Origin of the sequence: Cupriavidus sp. H19C3 (assembly GCF_049393815.1) — a bacterium.
Classification (GTDB): domain Bacteria; phylum Pseudomonadota; class Gammaproteobacteria; order Burkholderiales; family Burkholderiaceae; genus Cupriavidus.
Window position 1 is genome coordinate 1,668,471 of record NZ_CP184986.1, and the last position, 17,805, is coordinate 1,686,275.

The window sequence follows — 17,805 nt, forward strand, 5'->3', positions numbered from 1 at the left end:
GCAACGTATCGCCCGCGCCCGGCGCCACCATCGGGGTGACAATTTCGATTACCGTTGCCATCGCTCCGGACCCGCGCGTTTGCCACCATCGGTGACAAGCGGCCCGAGCCTTGAGACCTGGCACGAATGAACAAGCCGCTGCTGACCCTGACCTACGATCAGCTCGACCACTGGATCGAGTCACTGCAACCCGCGCTGCGCGCCGAGCGCTTTTACGCCAGCATCGGCATCCTGCGCGGCGGTGCGCCGCTGGCGCTGATGGTTTCCCATGCCACCGGCGTGCCAGTGGCCTTCGTCAGCTACGATCGCCGCACGCGTGCGGTCGCGTGGCAGTCCGGCACTCCCCTGCCGCCGCCTGGCGCCAAGGTGCTGCTATGCGAGGACATCGCGGGCCGCGGCTTTACGCTGACCGATTGCAAGGACTTCCTGGAAGCGCATGGCCTGCTGGTGAAGACGCTGACCGGCGCGTTCGACGATATCAGCCGCATCCGGCCAGATTACGCGCACGACGCGCGAGGCTTCTTTACGATGTTCCCGTGGGAACGCCAGGCCTGCACGGCGCGCTATCGCGAAGACTGGCAACGGGCCCAGCCCGGCGGCAGCGCAACGATGGGCGCGGACCATGAGTACGCCTCGTATGGCATCGACCTCGATGGCATCCTCTTGCCCGACGTCCCGCTATCACGCTATGACGAGGATCTGGCAGCCGCCCTCCGGGAGCGTGATGACCTGCTTCCGTTCGAGATTGTTCCCACCGCATATCTCGACAACGTGAGCACGGTGATTACCGGACGACCGGAAGTGGACCGCGCGCGTACCGCGGCGTGGTTGCATCGTCATGGCTTTGGCCACCTGCGCCTGGTCATGCGGCCAGGCCACCCCGCTACCTCCGACGATGGGCCCGCCGCCACCGCCATCTACAAGGCCGCCGCGGCACGGCACTGCGGCGTGACGCACTTTATCGAGAGCGACCCGGTACAGGCGCTCATGATCGCGAAACAGGCGCCGCTGCTGCGCGTGATCTGGTGGGATGCAATGCAGCAAAGCGGCATGCTGATCCATGCGGCCACGTGGCATGCGCCCACCATGCGCGACGCGTCCGCAGCCGAGGTGGACGTCCGCGAAAGCCATGCCGGCAACGAATTCCGGCAATGGTCACCGTCCCGGTAGTGCCCTAAACATGGGCACATCGTTGCCCGCCGAAGCACTATCGCAGTGCATCATTTTTTCCATTGCTGCTTCGCTTTTCCGCGTATGGCTTCGGAACGCGCCCGCCCCGCGCCATGCGATTTGCGAATACTCGTGTCACGACGGACCCACGCCGTCGTCCACGGCGCCGGACCCGCCCGCGCCGCGCGCCATTTCGCACAAGGAGAGTCAAGCATGCCTGATCACACTGGAGCCGTATCGAGCAGCAGCACCGGCCCGATCCCGCCATTCGAGGAATTCGAACTCAAGTCGAAGCAAGGCGACAAGCGCGCGTCGAACGAGTCGACACGGCGCCGTGCCGAGTCTCCCGTGCCACTGGCGTCCCGTCCGGCGAGCGCCGCGGGCGACACGCGCGAAACGCGTACGCCGCGCCCGCTGCAGGCCAGCCTTCCCGCCAACGCCGACCACACCGCGCACAGCGAACTACCGGCCGCCGTGCTTACCAGGCAGCGCGAGGCCGAGCAAGCCCAGCGCGCATACGACAGCGATCCTTCGGAGGCGAGGCTCGAGGCGCGCGACGAAGCCATGATGGCGTACCTGACGGAAGTCACCACGCATCTGCGCCAGTTGTCGAAGGCACCGGCAAGCGCGGCCAATCCGTCCGCCCGGCAGTATCTGGGTAACGTCGCCGGTGCGCTGATGAACAATCTGGCAAGCTTCTTCCTTCCAACGCTGGCCAGCGTCTACGTGCCCGAGCGCTATCAGGCGCTGGTCTATGCGCTGGGCCTGGCTGTCATGGCCGCACCGGCGGCCGAAGCCGCCTCCTTCACGCAGCGGATCGCGGGCGGCGCAACCGCGCAGCTACGGCTCGCCGGGCGCGATTCGGCCAATGTCGGCACCTACAAGTCGATTGCCGGCGATTTGCTGGTGGCCATGTCGAACCTCGCGTTGTACGGGCTCGTCAGCGGGACGCTGAGCGTGCGTTCGACGATCGCGGACAGCCCAGGCGGTCAGATTGGCCGAAGCCTCGTGGCGGGCTCCATCATGAGTCTGGTCGGGCAAGCCGCCATCACGGGCGGGGCCAAGTTCACGCTGATGCGCAATGGCGTGGAAGACGCGAAGAATCTTCCCGAGACCGCGCACAACCGCACCCTGCCGAACGGCATCTACCTGCAGAAGGATTCGCCGCGTGCCGACCGTACCACCTGGGCCATCAAGGCCCAGGAAATCACCTCGCGGGTGATTGGCGGCGTCTTCGGCGCAGGGCTGTATGGACTCATCCGCGAGAGCGCTCACAAATCCGTCGACGGCGAGGCAAAGCAGAACGTGGCGGCGGTGCTGGGCGGCGTTGCCGCCTACCTGCTGATCGCGCATGCCGTGCGCGGGTTGTTCACCTTCATCATGGGCGATCCGGCCAAGCACGCCAACCGCTTCGGCATCGCCGCGAGCGATGTCTTGTCCCGACAGATCCGCGCCGCGGCCGTCAATGAATTCGACAATCTGCTCGACACGGTTGGCATGGACATCCACGAGGGGCTGACGGCGGCAGATGCACCGCATGCAAAGCGCGACTTCGACGACGCCTTTGGCGTCCTCAGCGGTGCCGCGTTGCGCGGCAAGGCAGAACACAACCCGGACGGCCTGGCGCAGGCGGATCGCATGATCGCGGGTCTGCGCACAGCCGCGGCGACGCTGCAAGGCAGCAAGCCCGAACTCAGCGGGACGGAAAGCCGGCTGATCACCAAGCTCAACGCGGCGGCGGCGTCGATCGAGACGGCGAAGAACAACTATGCCAGGAACGCGCCCATCCAGCCGGAATTGCAGGACATCGGCAACCGCATCCGTGATGTGGAGGCGCTGATGCTGGAAGCGATGTACCGCGCCAACCCGAGCGACGGGCGGCCTACGCCGAACGGCGACATCATGGCCATGGCAACGACGCTGATGCCCACCTTCGCCGCACTGCGCGAACTCGATCGCCGCGGCAATGCACACCGCTTCATCCACGACGTGCGTGAATTCACGCTCGGCAAGAAATCCGCGATCGACGTGGTAAAGAGCCTGGTTCCCGATGGTCATCAGCGCGTACTCGCACGCGACGTCGCGGCGATCATGAATACGCCCGTGAACAGTGAGGACAAGGCCCGGCTGCTGGAGGGCATCCAGGACATTCTGCAACGCACATTCCGCGACCAGGTGCCGGGCATTGCGCAGACCAAGGTCCTGATGCTTCGCAACCAGTTGAGCGATGCGCCCGCGGGCGAGCGCCGTACGCCCCAGGAGTTCCTCCAGCGTCTGGCGACCACGCACGACCCGCAGCAACTCCAGGCAATCGGCCGGGACATGACGGAGGCCTTTGCGCACGGCCATTTCACGCCGGCCGATTTTCTCGGAGCGGTCGACGACTTGCGCGCGCGGGCAAGCGATGCCGTGCCCGTCGCCGGCACCGCACCGGCAGCGGGCACGGCGGTGGACGCGGCGACCATCGATATCGAAGCCGATCCTGGCGTGCGGGAGCGGGTCACGCTGGAGCGCCTGGAAGCCGCTCTGCCCCAGCAGTTCGAAGCCACTGTCAGGCGCGAGTTTCCAGTCGAAAGTGGCAAGTCGCTGGCCAAGGCGGCGGACGATATGCTGACGGCGCTCGAACGCGACCAGGCACAGATGCCGGAAGTCCACCGCGGTCTGATGGCCAGCGCGCTCAGTCTGCCGAACGACGCCAATCTGGCCGATCTCGCTTTTCCGGAACAGAACGACGCGCACTTCCACCCCACCAGCTACTCGGGGCGGATCAACTCGCTCTCGCACCTGGTCGAGTACATGAAGCGGAATAACATCCGTATCACCAACCTGGCCGGCATTCCCTCTCAGGTGTACAACCCGACTGCCGAGCGCAAGTACTACGCGAACTCGGAGCATGACATCGACTACCGGGATCACGATTTTCCGCTCGCTGCGCAGTACGGGCATCTGCCGGACGAGCAGAAGGATCGGTTCGACCTCAGCATTACCGGCTTCGACGTGACCAATGGCCCCAACATCATGCAGGAGCTCAAGAATCGGCTGCGCGCGCATCCTCGCGTATTCAAGGCCGTCGGCGAAGTGACGCTGAAGAAGGAAATCATCAGCGCGAAGAACCCGCACAATCCCCAGATCGACAGCGACGCAACCCAGGCGCTGTTCGACGCGTGCGCCAACGCCGGGCTGCCGCTGATTCTGCATTGCGACCGTAGCGACGCGGGCAAGAAGGACCTCTATGCCCAACAGGTGTTCGACGCGATCGCCCAATGGGCGGGCCGCACCCAATGGCGCAGCAGCGACGTGATGGCGCTCGACGGCGCGGATGCGCCGCCACCCATGGTGCCGAAGATCGTCTGGGCCCACGGCGCGGGGATTTCGCGCTTTACCGCGGAGAGCAACACGCATACCCGCCAGCTCGACTCGCTGTTGAATGATCCCAGGCTCAATGTCAACGGCCAGCCGGTACTGTCGCTAGACCTGTCGTGGGATTTCATCGGGCATGACATCCTCGAGAACCTGTATGACCAGCTTACGCGCCGGAATGTCTCCCCGCCGATCCGGGAGGGCATCCAGAACCTGCTGCGTGCCTACAAGTCATTTACGGAACTGGGCAACCGCTCGGACAAGTCGGATGACTTGAACCGCAAGACCCTGGCCGCATTCGATCGCGTCGGCGCGGAGGAAATCGCCGAGATCTATTTCGAGGCCCTCGCCAACTTCAAGTCGGTCGTGTCGACGGAGATGAAGAAAGCCGACGTCCGGCAAGCGTTCATGGAGATGACCGGCGAGCATGGCGAGGACGGCAATAACTGGCTGTATATCTTCCGCCAGCACCAGGACCGCCTGCTGTTCGGCACCGATGCGCTGGCGGTGGGCATCAAGGCGCACGGCGATGCCGCTTACGCCATGAATACCCAGGTGCTGACGCCGATGTACCACATCTTCGACGCGCTGGGCGAGTACGACCCCGGGAGCAGGGACGTGTCCAGAAAGGTCGCCACGGACAACTACCTCGGTGTGTTCCGCGATCCCGCAGTGGCAGAACGCCGCGAGGCATTCGAGGCGATGCTGGCCAGCGAGGCACCCGCCGAGCACTCGACCAACGTTGCCCCGCAGGCGTTCGTGTCGCAAGGCGGCGTGCGCCGGCGCGTGGCGGCGGGGGCCGATGCCAGTGTCGAAGCCTGACGGCACGTGACGTCACGATGCGCGGCGATGTCACGCGCGTCGGGTTCTCTCTCCCTCGGGAGAGAGAACCTTTCCGTCCGCCACACCGGATGCGAGCAGGTTTCGCTTCCGCGTACACGGATTCGGATCGGCGACGCGCCCATGGCAACGGGTCGCATATTCTGGGGGCTCAACACAACCACATCAGGAGACCCAGATGCCATCCTCCGTCACACGCGCCGACTCCTCGTCCCGCACCGACATTCCGCTTCAGGACATGCCATCCACGTCCGCGCAAAGTCCTGCGCAGAGGGGCAGCGCTTCGAGCAACGCCGCGAACGTGCCGCAAGGGCTGACCGCGCGCAACAGCACTGCGTCCTCACAATCATCCACTATGCGACGTCGTCCCGTGCCCCAATTCACGCCCAGCGACGCCCCGGCTACACCGCCCGCGCAGGCAATGGCCACGACCGCCCCGCCGCAAGGCGGGCGCGCGGTGCTATCCCGCCGGGACGCGACGATTGCCGCCCTGTCGTCAGCCGCGCAGCAGGCAATCGTCAGCGGGGCGAGCTGGGGCGTAGCCCGCAAAACGTTTCAGGACCTGACACCGGCCGTTGCCGGACTCATCGGCGCGCACGCGGGCGGCGCATCCGGAGAGCGGTACGGAGAAATTGTAGGCGCGGTGATTGGCAACGTACTCGGGGGGGCGGCGCTCGGTGCCACCCATTATCTTGTGGAACACAACGCCAAGCGAGTGCGGCAGGCGGTCGGCGGCGCGGTTGCGATGGCGCCGACAGCAGCCGATAAGGAAGGATCCAAGCAGGCCATGTTCGTCGTCACCTTCGGCGTGTACATGGCAATGAAAGCGTTCGGGAGCAGCTTTCTTCCGCCGCAGAAAAACGCCATGTCGGATGCTGCCATTGCTTACGCGATCGATATCGCGGCATCGACGGTGGGCGGCTTCACGGCGGAGGCTCTCTCGAATCGCTATCTGGCCAAGGGCCACAGCCCGGTCACCGCCAAATGGGACGGGCAAGATCTCCGGGCTCGTGTGGGCGGTGGCGTGGCGGCAGGCGGGGCCAGCATGCTCGCCGACGGGTTGGCAAGCGTGACCCAGCCTAATCCCGACCTGTTTATGGCCAAGGAGGCGATGAGCTCGTTGCTCGCCGGGCTCGGCACCATGGGGGCACTTTTTACCTGGTTCGCCGCACGCAAGTCCATCAAGGAATTTCAGTCGAGCGAAGCCCCTCCTACCTTGTCGCCGGATCTGGAAGCGGGACTCGCAGGCTACCAGACAGCCGTAACCGACCCGGACCTGATCGAAATCGCCCAGCAGGCCCGCGTAGCATCCCGGCCGTCCTCGCCGCACAGCGCGCAGGCCGAGGTCTGAATCCGCCGGTACCAACGCCCGGCTCCGCCCCTTCCAGGACAACTGGTCCTGGAAGGGGCTTTTTGTTGGTTCACTGCCGTCGCGCAGGATGCAAAAACGGGAGCTCTCAAGGTGGGCGCCACGCCGGACAGGATCTCCCGACGATGCCGACAACCTTGTACGCCGCTAAAGGCTCAACTTCCCGTAAAGGTACAAGAGGCGCCGCGATGAACGGCGCGGTCTTATTACGAATAACGCTGGAATACCTTCGAAATGATTTTCCACTGACCATCGATCTTGAGAAGAGAAAGATAGTCATGGAAGCTCGCGCCTATCACATCATTCTCCATGTCGACGCGCACGACCGCAGCCGTGGGCGCGATAGCCAGGATATCGAGACGACTGCGAACGTTTGGGGAGGCCCCGAGCGAATCGAAAAAGCTCGCGAACACCGGCACTGCCGCACCTTGAAGCAGTTCCTCGCCGCTATAGCCCCACATGATCGAGTCTTGATGGAAAGCTCGCTCGATCTCTGACATGTCGCCTGCGCGGTAGCCGTCGATATAGGCCTGCGCGGCTGCTATCACGGCGTCGTACTCGCTAGTGGCAATCGGTTTGATGTGTGAAGTCATCGTCGGTCCAAGGTTTTCTCGGTGAGCAATAAAGAGTGATCGGGACGCCAAACCGAGTTGCGCGGCCACCTCAATCAACGCCACAAACATTCGCAGGGCCACGTCGAGACCGGCCGGACTGGGCAGTCGCCACGGGCCTCGCACGTTACAGCGGTCTCGCTGGGCGCCTGGCCCAACCATCACGGATCACATCCGCTGCGCAATGTTTGTATGCTCGAAGCATATATCACGGGACCTTGAATTGCATGCGCTGCGCATATAATATTTCGTCATGAAAGAATGCAAAATCGAAAACGTCGTGGGCGCGCTGGCGCTCGCGTTGGCTGACCACCTGCACGCCGATACGCAGGCACAAGCCCCAGAACCCGGACCGGCCGCGGCGGCGATCGCGTTAATCGGCCATGAACCGGGGCTCACTATTGAACAGCTACGCCGCGCTTTGCACCTTTCCCATCCCGGGACAGTTCGACTCGTGGACCGTCTCACTGGTGACGGTCATGTTGAGCGCCGCGCAAGTCTCGTGGACCGGCGGGCTGTGGCTCTGCACCTCACGCGTGCTGGCGAGGCGAGTTTCGCAGCCATACTGGCGGCGAGGCGAACCGGGATCGCGTGTGCGTTGATGTCGTTAAGTCGCGACGAGAAGGACACGCTTGGTCGCCTGGCGGAGAAAATGTTGGCGAGCCTGGTACGGGACGTCGATACGGCGTACCAGGTGTGCCGTTTGTGCGACCGGCAATCGTGCCACGCCTGCCCAGTGGAAGAAGCCCTGGAGGCTGACTGAAGCGAACCTGGCTTTTCTGGCGCCATCGCGCCGGCCTCATCCCATGCGAAGCCGCGACCTCGACAGCGAAGTCGATCTCGCTGGCGCGCGTGCGACGCCGCTATGCTGGCCGGGCGTCCAAGGCGTAGTGCGGCGGACGACCTGGCGCCGTCGGCGCCGCAACAGGGAGGCCGATCATGCCCAAGGTAATCGTCGTTACCCATCACCGCCCCGAGGACACCGTCGCGGAAGACTTTGCGCGGCAGGTCCCTCGTTTCCTGCGGAAGCCAGCAAGGTGGTATGCGAAACAGCAGGCGGCGCAGATGTTCCACAATGCCGGCCTGTCGCCCTACACCGTGGTGGAGGAATACCATTCGGCACCACAGCCGCAGCCGCAGCGCCGCCCGCGCAAGCCGCCGCCTGCGAGCGCCCCGGTTTTCCACCCGTATGCGCAGGGCTATGCCGCATATCAGCCGCGGATACCCGTGGCACCGACGCCGTTTCATCTCGGGCCTCGTCCGCACCATGATCCGATCGGCGCGGCGTTGCATGACCGGCTCAATCAGATTCAGGCGAACCTCGATGCGGCCGGCGTGACGCCGGGGCAGGATCCCCATCCCATGCCGCACCAGCCGCCACCTTACGAGCCACCCATGAGCGCGCGCGAGCGGGAAGTCCTCGATCGTGCGATCGAGCTGAGCCGGGAGGACGCGGCGACAGGCACACACGGCATCGACCCCGCACGGGTCCATAACGAGCAACAGGCGGTCGCGCAGACGCTCAAGCGGCTGCGTGACGTCGACTCGCTTCCTCCCACGATGACGCCGTTGGATGCACTGGAACCCTGGATCCAGGAAATCTATGCCGCCGACCCGCACGCGTACCACAAGGAGTTGTCGGCCGAGGCCACGCGTACGGACCGCATCGAGTTGGTGCTGAACGCCAACGGCCTAGCACTGGTCCCGAACACCGGCAAGACGCAACAGCGCGCCACGAACGCGCCCCTGCCGCGCGACGAGGCGTGGGCGGTCAACAACTGCCTGCTGATCTCGCTGATGCAGCATGCCACTGGCGATTACCACAGCGATCATGCCGCGCTCGTCAACCAGTTTCGCGAGATCATCGAGCAAGACCCGTCGCTGGGTATCAAGCCCGGCGAGAAGCTGCCCGCGTACGGCAAGGTTGCCGATGCCATCGTCGACCTGATCAACGGTAGCCTCGGCGTGGAGCCGCCCATGCGCATGGTCACGGTTTCCGATGCCGGGGGCGTGATCCATATCGAAAGCGCGGGTGCGAAGGTGCCCCATGGGCGCGACGTGATGGTCGTGGACATGGGCGGCCATTTCGAAGCGGCCGCGCCGCGGAACCTGATCGACGGACAGCGCCCACGCCACGACGTGCACCTTGACGATACGCTGGTCCCGCCCCCCTATCACGACCCGGCATCGCAGCATGCGCCGCCGGCCTACAGCGCAGCCCCAACCAACGGCGCCACGCCACCCGCCACACCACCCGCGTCCGACCTGCCGCCGGCTGCGCAGGGGATGCAAGCGGTCGCGCATTCACAGATGCAAAGCACGCTGATCCAGCAGGCACAACAGATTGCCAACACCGACACCCAGCGTGGCCAGAGCATGGTAGCCCTGACAGCCGATGCGACCCGCTAGCAGCCGTAACCACGGCGTGTCGTTCGCCATGCCGCGACCGCTTCGAGTGGGTGGCCACGGCCTGGCCACGGTGGCCACGCTAGGCGCGCTGCTGGCCTGCGGGCCCGCGCGCGCCGACTGCTTTGACGACGCCGCCGCGTACCATCATGTCAACCCGCATGTGCTGCGCGCCATCGCCTGGGTGGAATCGCGCAATCGTCCCGATGCCCGCAATGTCAACCAGAACGGCTCGATCGACTACGGCGTGATGCAGATCAACTCGATCCATCTGCGCCGACTGTCGGCGTATGGCGTCGACGCGTCGACCTTGATGGAGCCTTGCAAGAACGTCTACGTCGCGGCCTGGCATCTGCGCAAGCAGGTCGATCGCTACGGCAACACATGGGCCGCCGTGGGGGCTTATCATTCGGCGACGCCCGTGCTGCGCGACGGCTATGCGGCCAAGGTACAGGCCGTGCTGCGGCGCTGGGGCTACGACGTCGCCGCACGGTGACGAGCGCGCACCACCCCGGTGTGCGCGCCAGCCCCGATGTCACACAGGCCAGCAAAAAGCCGGGCAAAGCCCGGCTCTTTTTTGTTGCCAGCGCCAGCGCTCAGCCGTTGGCCGCCTTGTGATATGCCTTGTCGGCCTCGCCGTAGACCACGTCGGTGACCTGGTCCTTGGCCGTATCCTTGATGGCTTCGGGCAGCACCTCCTTGACCGTGCGCGTGGCGCCGGCTTCCACCGCGTCCTCGGCCACATTGACCGCGCCCTTCACAAATGCGCCGGCGCCCGGCACGCCAATGCCGCCGATCGCGGCACCGGCGAGGTCGAGGCCGGCCTCCTTTTCGGCCGCCCGGATTTCCTCCTTGCTGCCACCGCCAGCCGCCACCGATGCCACCTTGAGCTGGCCGGAGATAAAGCTCGATCCCACCGAAATCGCACCCGCGATCAGGTTGCCCACGCCCGGGATGATCTTGACCACCGCGCTGACCACCTGGCCGACGATCTCGACGATCTTCGAGAACACCTTGAGCACGCCCTGCAGGAACTTCATGAAGCCGCCCCCCTTGGACTTCTTGACCTCGGGCTGGTCTTGGGTGCCGGCACTCATCGCCGACGCCGCGGCCTGGGCTTCCGGCGTGGCGGGCTCGTGCGACGGCGGAACCTCAGGCGGCGGATCGTTCCTGGTCTTGAGCTTGTCGACAAACTTGTCGAGGTCATCGCCGCTGATCTTGCCGTCGTCGGCCGCGTGGAGCGGATCGCCGGAATGACCGCGCTTGCCGTTGTCGAGCATGCCGAACAGCAGCGGATCGTTGAGCAGCTGGTTGGCCGCCTTTTTCACCGCCTCGCTGGCATTCGGATCGTTGGCGATTTTCTGGAGCTTGTCGCGATTGAGCGTGCCGCCATCGAAGAACGTGCCGCGATTGTCCTGCAGCGTCTTGATGGTCTCGCGCTCGTCGGGATTCAGGTTGATATCCTGCGCAATGGCGTCGCACAGGTGACCGCGCGAGATCGACCCGCCCGGCGCGACCTGGCTCCAGGCATCGGGATGCTTGAGCATGTACTGCGCGGCGGCGATCACCTGCGGCGGCGCCTTGCCGACCCCACCAGTGCCATTGACGATGTCTTCGAGCGTCTCGTGCGAGATGTTCTTGGGCAGGTAATCCGAATAGCGATACAGCTCGCGCATCGCATCGTTCTGCGTCATCGGACGCGGCTTCGGATTCTCTTCGGTATCGTCGGACGGAATGTAATTGTCGACGAAGATCGCGGCCTGCTGCTGGTTGAACTCGCGAATCTCGCCGCGACGCTCCGTCAGCCTGGTGATGTCCTGTCCCGAGAACTTGCCGTCGACCTTGCCGTTCTTGCCGGCATCGATCATGGCCATCAGCGAGGGGTTCTTCTGCATCTGTTGCAGTGCCTGGCGCAGATCCTCCGGGGTCTTCGGATCGTCGATCTTGGCCTGGATGTCCTTCTCGTGCTTCGGCAGATCCTTCTGATGGCGGCCCAGTACCGCCACGGTCTGGATATCCGCGTCGCTCAGCGGCGTGCTGTCGTCGTTGGCGACGAACTTGGCGAAGTCGTTGCCGCTCGCAATATTATCCTTGCCGCCGAGGCGGTCCTTGAACTGGGCCCCGCCGTCGGCGGTCATCGCCTGCGCGGCCGCGCGCAGTTCGGGCGGCGCGCTCTCGTCGCCCGCCAGCGCCACCACGTCGTCGTAGCTCAGGTTCTTGCCCTGCATCGACGGATCGGTATCCATCCAGTTGTAGAGCGTGCGGGCGGCCTGGCCGAACGAGGGGGGCTGCGGCGGCGGGGGTGGCGACTCGGGCGGTTGTTCCGGCGGCGGCGCGTCCACGGGCGGCTGCTCGACCACCGTGTTCACCTGCGACGGCACCACCGGCCGCCCGGTATCCGGCGGAATGACAAACGCGCTGGCGAGATGGAGCGACGACGCGGGGAGGTCCGGAACAGCGGACAGATTGGCGATCTCGCGGCCGTCGGGGACGACGGTATTGCGCGCGATCACGGTGGCATTGGCAAGGTTCGGCAGCGGCTCGAATTCACGTTGCATCAGCGGCATCACGGTTCCACCGTGGATCGCGTTGCCAGCCAGCCCGACCGCGCCCAGCTGAACCGGCGCGGTGGCGACGTCGTGGAGCGCTCCCGACTGCGTCGGCAGCAGCACGCGCCCGGGCGCCTGTGGCGTGCGGAACATGGCGCCGACCTGCTCATCGATGGCAGTGGTGTCGGCAGGTGGTTCATCCACCGAGGTGGGCGGCAGGGTTGCGTCCGGGCGATCCGCCGTGGTGACTCGAATATCCATCGTTGCCTCTCGATAAGCTGACGTGAATGACGCCGGCACAGGCCGGGGCTCACCGAAAATTATGGGAGGCATGTCGATGCGGTGACGGGCCGGATGCGAAATGCAGCGGCCGCACGCGAATCGCTTCGCGCGACGCCATCATGGCTTCGCGGTGAGGCATGCATGACGGGGAACGGCTTTCTATTGTCGAAACTCCATCCACGCCATGCCATGACCACATCATGCCGAGTGTTTCCAGAGGCGGCTCTCATGCGCCGCCGCCACCGCCTTCGGGCAGCCACAATGCGGGAGGGCCGAACGGATCGAACGGGCCCAATGGTCCTAATGGATCGAACGGTCCTAATGGATCCAACGGTCCTAATGGTCCTAATGGTGCCAATGGCCCGAACGGTCCCAACGATCCGAACAACGCGGGTTCGGGTGGCAGTACCGACCCGTCCGTGCTCAACAGCGCCATGACCCAGCTTGTGCTGCAGGTGGGCCAGATGATCATCTCGCAGGCGCGCAAGAACAAACCGCCCGATCCCGACAGCGACGAGTAAGCATCGGCCATGGCCCGGCGCCAGGCGCCGGTCGGGCCGCGTGTCCGACCAGACGCCGGATGCGTGCCCGAGAAAGTTTCCAGAATGTGTCCAGGATGCGCCCGGCCCACGCCGGGCGCCTTGCCATCAGGGCCGGACCGCCAGCGCAGTGCCGTCGGGCGCTGGCGGCAAGCCAGCTTCCGCCAACTGCGGCGGCCGCGCCGGTAGCCGCGGCAGGGGTGCGCGCCGTGCCGCCACGGTACGGATGCCGGCCACGGCCGTCACCTCGCGCTCCACGGTCGGCACGGCGGGCACCGTCCCCACCACGTCGGCCGGATCGCCGCCGGGCTCGTTCAGATCGGCCGGGCTTGGCGCGCGCAGGATGCGCGGCGTGACCAGGAACAGCCGCTGGAATTTCTGTCCGGAGTGGTTGCGGTAGCGGAACAGTCCACCAATCAGCGGAATTTTGGACAATCCCGGCACGCCGGTTTCCTGGCGCTGGTCCTGCAGCGCGGTGTAGCCCGCGATCAGCAGGCTTTCGCCTTCCGAGATCAGTGCCTGCGTGTCGATCGTGCTGTTGGACACCACCGGCAGGTTGCTGACGGTCTGGGCGGTGAGCTGGCCATCCTCGATATGTACGTTGAGCCGGATCTGCGACGGCATGCCCGCATTGTCGGAGCCCGGCACGATCATGGGCAGCACACGCAGCGATACGCCCGCCGAAATGCCATACAGGTCCGCCGACTGGTAGCCGGAGACGGGCACGTAGAACGTCTGCTTGTTGTCCATCACGGCCTCGACATTGTCGAGCGTGGCCACCTTGGGGCTTGCGTTCAGCGTGGCCTGGTCGGTCTGTGCCAGCGCACTGATGCGCGACAGCAGGTACTTCCCGGCCCCGCCAAGCACCGCCGTGAACACGCCGCCCACCGGGGTGGTCGGCAGCAGCGTGTTGCCCTCTCGGTCGCGATCGTTCGGGTTGCCGTAGCCATTGGGATTCAGCGAGCCCGGATAGCCGGCCTGCGCGTTCTGTCCGTTGCCGATGGCAAAGTCGATATGGCCGGTATGCGCGCGCCAGTCGACGCCGAGCTGCTGCAGTGCGTTGTCGGTGATCTCGATGATATTGGCGTCGATTTCAAGCACGGCCGGCCGCACGTCGAGCGACTCGATCAGCGACTGGAACGAACCCATGCGATCCGGCCGGCCACGCACCAGGATCGAGTTGGTGCGCGGGTCCGCCTGGATGATCGGGCGGTCCTCGGGATAGACGTCGGTGGCGCGGCCATGGCGGCGCGCCGGCGGTGCGCCGCCCCCTTCCCCGCCCCTTTCCCCGCTTGCGCCGCCCGGCAGCGGTGGATTGGTGCCGGCCGCGCCGCCGCCCATCAGGCCCGGCAACCCGATGATCCAGCCACCTTGCGACTCCGCCTGCCGTGGCCGACTGCCCCCGCCTGGCGAGCCGGTGTCGGTCTCGGCGACATTGCGCAGCCGGCGCGCATCCGACTGCGGTGCGGTCTGCGAGCCGATGCGGCCGCCGTCCGGCTGATACAGGTCGCGCAGCATGTTGGCCACGCCGCGAATCGTGATCGACTGCCCATCGACGGTCACCGTATGGTCGGACGCCCACGCATAGCGCAGGGGAAACACGCGCACGGCCTGCCCGTGCTGCTGATCCACATGGTTCTGGTCGACCAGCCTGGCCACATCGTTGACGAGCTCCACATAGCGCGGCGGACCCGACACCACCGCGGTCCGCGCCTCGTCGTCGAAACGGATCGGAAAGCGCGGATCCTCGATCTGCAGCCGGGCCAGCGAACGGCGCAGCGCGGCGGTGGATGCCGCCGACAGACCAATGGTCGTAGATGCCACCTCGTCCGCGCTATAGATGCGCAGCACCGCGCCGTCGTAGTACCAGATAAAGCCGAACGTCGCCGCCATGCGCTCGAGCATCAACTGCGGCCGCGTATCGAACCTGCCGCTCACGGTGCCTTTCACCTTCGGCGAAATCTGCACGGCAACCCCGGCGCTCGCGCTGATATCGCGCAGCACCTCCTGGATATCCTTGCGATCCGCCACGTAGCTGATGCTTTTCGAGCGCCATGGAATCGGCGCGGCGAAGGCGGCCGGCGCGAAGGTCGCGGTCAGCGCCTGCAGGCCGATGACCACGCCGACGGCGGCTGCGCGCAACGGTCGGCGTGCGCGGCGGACATTGCTGCGGAAACGATTAGCCATGGATGGTCTCGTACGGGGCTTCGTTGAAGCGGCGGCGATAATTCTTCAGCAGCGACGAGCGGCTGTTGAAGCCCCACCGGCTGGCGGTGTCGAGCACATTGGCGTGCGTGCGGGTGTCGTCAAGCAGCTCGCCGCGCACCCCTTCCAGACGCAGCTGGCGGATAAGCTCGGTCGGCGACATGCCGAGCGAGCGCTTGAACTCCATCTGCAACGAGCGGTCGGTCACATCGATATGCGCGGCCACTTCGCGCGTGGTCAGCGTGCTGTGACCGATGTTCTCGACGATATACAGATATGCGCGGCGGTACTTGGGCGGCAGCCGTCCCGCGATATCGTCGGTGCGCGCGCGCACGCTGGCATCGGCGCGCGGATCCTGGGCGCGCATCGAAATCACCTCGGCGCGCAGGCGATGCAGTGCTTCCCGCGAGTAGACCGTCAGCAGGTCGAGCGCCTGCGCCACCTGCCCGCGCTGGGCGGCCACCTTGCCGCTGGCATAGAGCAGATCGAGATGACCGCGCAACGTGCCGGCGCCATCGCCCAGTCGTTCCACCGAGCTGTACAGACGGTCGGTAAGCAGCGAGAAACCGCCGCTCAATGCGGCCATCAGCGCATCGATGCGCATATGCGCGTGCACCACGGTGCGTTCCGGCAACCCGAGCGCGTCCATGCGGCTCGGCAACATGCGTGCGGCCGTGCCTTCGCCTGCCGCCGTGGCGGCCAGCTCCTGCAGGTACGCGGCGTGGCGCGCCATCAGCGTGAGCGACCACGGGCCGCTGGCGACGGCACGCAACCCAGCCGTCGTGGCGGTCTCCTGCGGCAGCGACGACGGCGCGGCGGCGCGCACCGACTGCCAGAATACGTGATCGGAGAGTGCCGGTGACCAGCGGATCGAGAGCTGGATGCCAATATCGAGCGCGAGCAGTTCCACCAGCTCGGCCCAGAGTGGCTCGCCGGTTCGCGCGGCGCTGCCGCGCGCCTGCGCGATGGCATATTCGGCCGCACCCTGGTGACCCAGCTGATGATCGATCAGCGCAAGGGCAATGGCCGCTTCCACATGCTCCGCGGCACTGGCGGCCTCGTCGTGCATGATGCGCGTAAAGCAGTTGCGGGCCAGGCTGGTGCGGTTACGCTTGAATGCCTGCCAACCCGTATTGCGGCACGAGACGAGCCGCAGTTGCTCGGCGTCGCGGCACAGGCGCTGCGCGCGCGCATAGCCCTGCTCCGCTTCCTCGTCGAAATCGCGCAGGGCACGCGCGTCGGACAGGGCCTGCAGGCGCATCACTGCGATCGTGCCCGGCTCTCGCTCCACACTGTCGGCGGCATCCGCCACCGATGCATAGGCCTGCTGCCAGTTGGCCTGGAACACGGCCTGCGCGTAGCGTGGCAGATGCGCACACGCGGCAATGCCGCTGGCCAGTGCGAAATAGATTCCGCTCACCATTTGATGAATCCCTCCTCGATAGGCGTCGTAGCCTGGAACAGGACGACTTGCGTGTCCTCGACGGCTGAGGAAACGATAACCAAGAAAGGCCCGCATCAAACTCAAGAAAGCACACGTAATCCTCAATTTTCCACACGCGAAATTTTCGCGCGATGTTCGTTCGCGCCCTGTTCACTCACGTGCGCGACGCATGGCGAGTCAGTGACGCAGCTTCTCGAGCAGGCCGGCGAAGCCGGTGAAGTGGATCGCGTCGCGAACCTGTACCGAGATCGCACCGATCATCGCCACCAGCAACAGCACGCCGATCAGGCCGCGCAGCGGTTGACTCAACGAGTTCGGTTCGAGCTTGCCTGCCGCGCGTCCGACGATGGAGAGGCCGACGTCGATCAGCACGAGCGCGAGCATGACCGGCGCGCAGATCTTGACCGCGGTGGTCAGCATGCCGTTGCCCTGCTCGATCGCCAGCGACGCCGCCGCGCTGCCAAGGTCCGGCGCGGCGGCGGTCAGCGGCCACCAGTGGTACGACTCGAACAGCACGCCGAGCAGGACGGTCATGCCACCGGAGATATGAAACAGCGTGATGGTGAGCTGCACCAGCAACGAGGCGACCGGCGTGCTCTGGTCGCCGTGCATCGGGTTGGTCATCTGTACGTTGTTGAAGCCGGTGAGATCGTCGATGAGCGTGCCCGCGGATTCCGCAATCCAGAAGATGATGGAGGCGAGGTAGCCGATCATCAGGCCGATAAAGACTTCCTTCATGGTCAGCAGCAGCATGTCGGGAATCGTCAGGTGCTCGAACGCGGCGGGCGACTGCCCGGCGGCGATAAACCACGTCATCAGGTAGCAGGCGCCGGCGCGCACCGCGCCAGGGACGGCCTGCGATGACATGGCCGGCAGCACCAGGAAAATGGCGGTGACGCGCATGCCGGACAGCGCAATGAGGAATAGCAGCGCGTGGGCCTGGGTGTTGAGCGCAAGCAGCGAGCCGATCGTATTGGCGTCCATCGCGGCGTCCGGTGAGGTTGTGGGGAATGCTGCGCGGCAAACATGG

11 protein-coding genes are annotated in these 17,805 nt (G+C 65.5%); 6 read left to right on the forward strand and 5 right to left on the reverse strand.

Annotation, left to right across the window (positions count from 1 at the left end; genetic code table 11):
• Positions 1-126 precede the first annotated feature (126 nt).
• From DFLDMN_RS27045 to DFLDMN_RS27055, 3 genes are all read left to right on the forward strand, one after another.
• A complete protein-coding gene (locus tag DFLDMN_RS27045; protein ID WP_423198820.1) occupies positions 127-1,170 on the forward strand; it encodes a phosphoribosyltransferase in 1,044 nt (347 codons plus the stop codon).
• A gap of 213 nt (positions 1,171-1,383) precedes the next feature.
• Positions 1,384-5,352 carry a hypothetical protein gene (locus DFLDMN_RS27050; RefSeq protein ID WP_423198821.1) on the forward strand — a complete coding sequence of 1,323 codons (3,969 nt, stop codon included), beginning with the start codon at positions 1,384-1,386 and terminating at the stop codon, positions 5,350-5,352.
• Between the two features lie 196 nt (positions 5,353-5,548).
• On the forward strand, positions 5,549-6,721 hold the full coding sequence (locus DFLDMN_RS27055; protein WP_423198822.1) for a hypothetical protein: 1,173 nt from the start codon (positions 5,549-5,551) through the stop codon (positions 6,719-6,721).
• A gap of 224 nt (positions 6,722-6,945) precedes the next feature.
• Here the strand turns inward: DFLDMN_RS27055 and DFLDMN_RS27060 are convergent, their stop codons facing one another.
• Positions 6,946-7,434, reverse strand: a complete 489-nt coding sequence (locus DFLDMN_RS27060) for a nuclear transport factor 2 family protein (RefSeq protein WP_423198823.1) — start codon at positions 7,432-7,434, stop codon at positions 6,946-6,948.
• 169 nt (positions 7,435-7,603) lie between these two features.
• On the opposite strand from DFLDMN_RS27060, the gene DFLDMN_RS27065 reads away from it, so the two are divergent.
• The 3 genes from DFLDMN_RS27065 to DFLDMN_RS27075 all read left to right on the forward strand — a co-directional run bounded on the left by DFLDMN_RS27065 (position 7,604) and on the right by DFLDMN_RS27075 (position 10,252).
• Positions 7,604-8,113: a MarR family winged helix-turn-helix transcriptional regulator gene (locus DFLDMN_RS27065; RefSeq protein ID WP_423198824.1), complete on the forward strand. Its 510-nt coding sequence runs from the start codon at positions 7,604-7,606 to the stop codon at positions 8,111-8,113.
• A gap of 176 nt (positions 8,114-8,289) precedes the next feature.
• The gene (locus DFLDMN_RS27070; RefSeq protein WP_423198825.1) at positions 8,290-9,759 is read left to right on the forward strand and encodes a hypothetical protein; all 1,470 of its coding nucleotides are present in this window, start codon (positions 8,290-8,292) and stop codon (positions 9,757-9,759) included.
• A gap of 28 nt (positions 9,760-9,787) precedes the next feature.
• Positions 9,788-10,252 (forward strand): lytic transglycosylase domain-containing protein, encoded by a 465-nt coding sequence (locus DFLDMN_RS27075; RefSeq protein WP_423198826.1) that lies wholly within the window; start codon positions 9,788-9,790, stop codon positions 10,250-10,252.
• A gap of 100 nt (positions 10,253-10,352) precedes the next feature.
• On the opposite strand, the gene DFLDMN_RS27080 is transcribed toward DFLDMN_RS27075, so the two are convergent.
• The 4 genes from DFLDMN_RS27080 to sctT form a co-directional block, all read right to left on the reverse strand.
• Positions 10,353-12,566, reverse strand: a complete 2,214-nt coding sequence (locus DFLDMN_RS27080) for an HrpF/NolX family T3SS translocon protein (RefSeq protein ID WP_423198827.1) — start codon at positions 12,564-12,566, stop codon at positions 10,353-10,355.
• Between the two features lie 668 nt (positions 12,567-13,234).
• A complete protein-coding gene (gene sctC / locus DFLDMN_RS27085) occupies positions 13,235-15,313 on the reverse strand; it encodes a type III secretion system outer membrane ring subunit SctC (RefSeq protein WP_423198828.1) in 2,079 nt (692 codons plus the stop codon).
• Positions 15,306-16,754, reverse strand: coding sequence for a helix-turn-helix transcriptional regulator (locus tag DFLDMN_RS27090; RefSeq protein WP_423198829.1), 1,449 nt, complete (start codon positions 16,752-16,754; stop codon positions 15,306-15,308). Before DFLDMN_RS27090 ends, sctC begins: the two co-directional genes overlap by 8 nt.
• A 198-nt stretch (positions 16,755-16,952) precedes the next feature.
• Positions 16,953-17,759, reverse strand: coding sequence for a type III secretion system export apparatus subunit SctT (gene sctT, locus DFLDMN_RS27095; protein WP_423198830.1), 807 nt, complete (start codon positions 17,757-17,759; stop codon positions 16,953-16,955).
• Positions 17,760-17,805 lie beyond the last annotated feature (46 nt).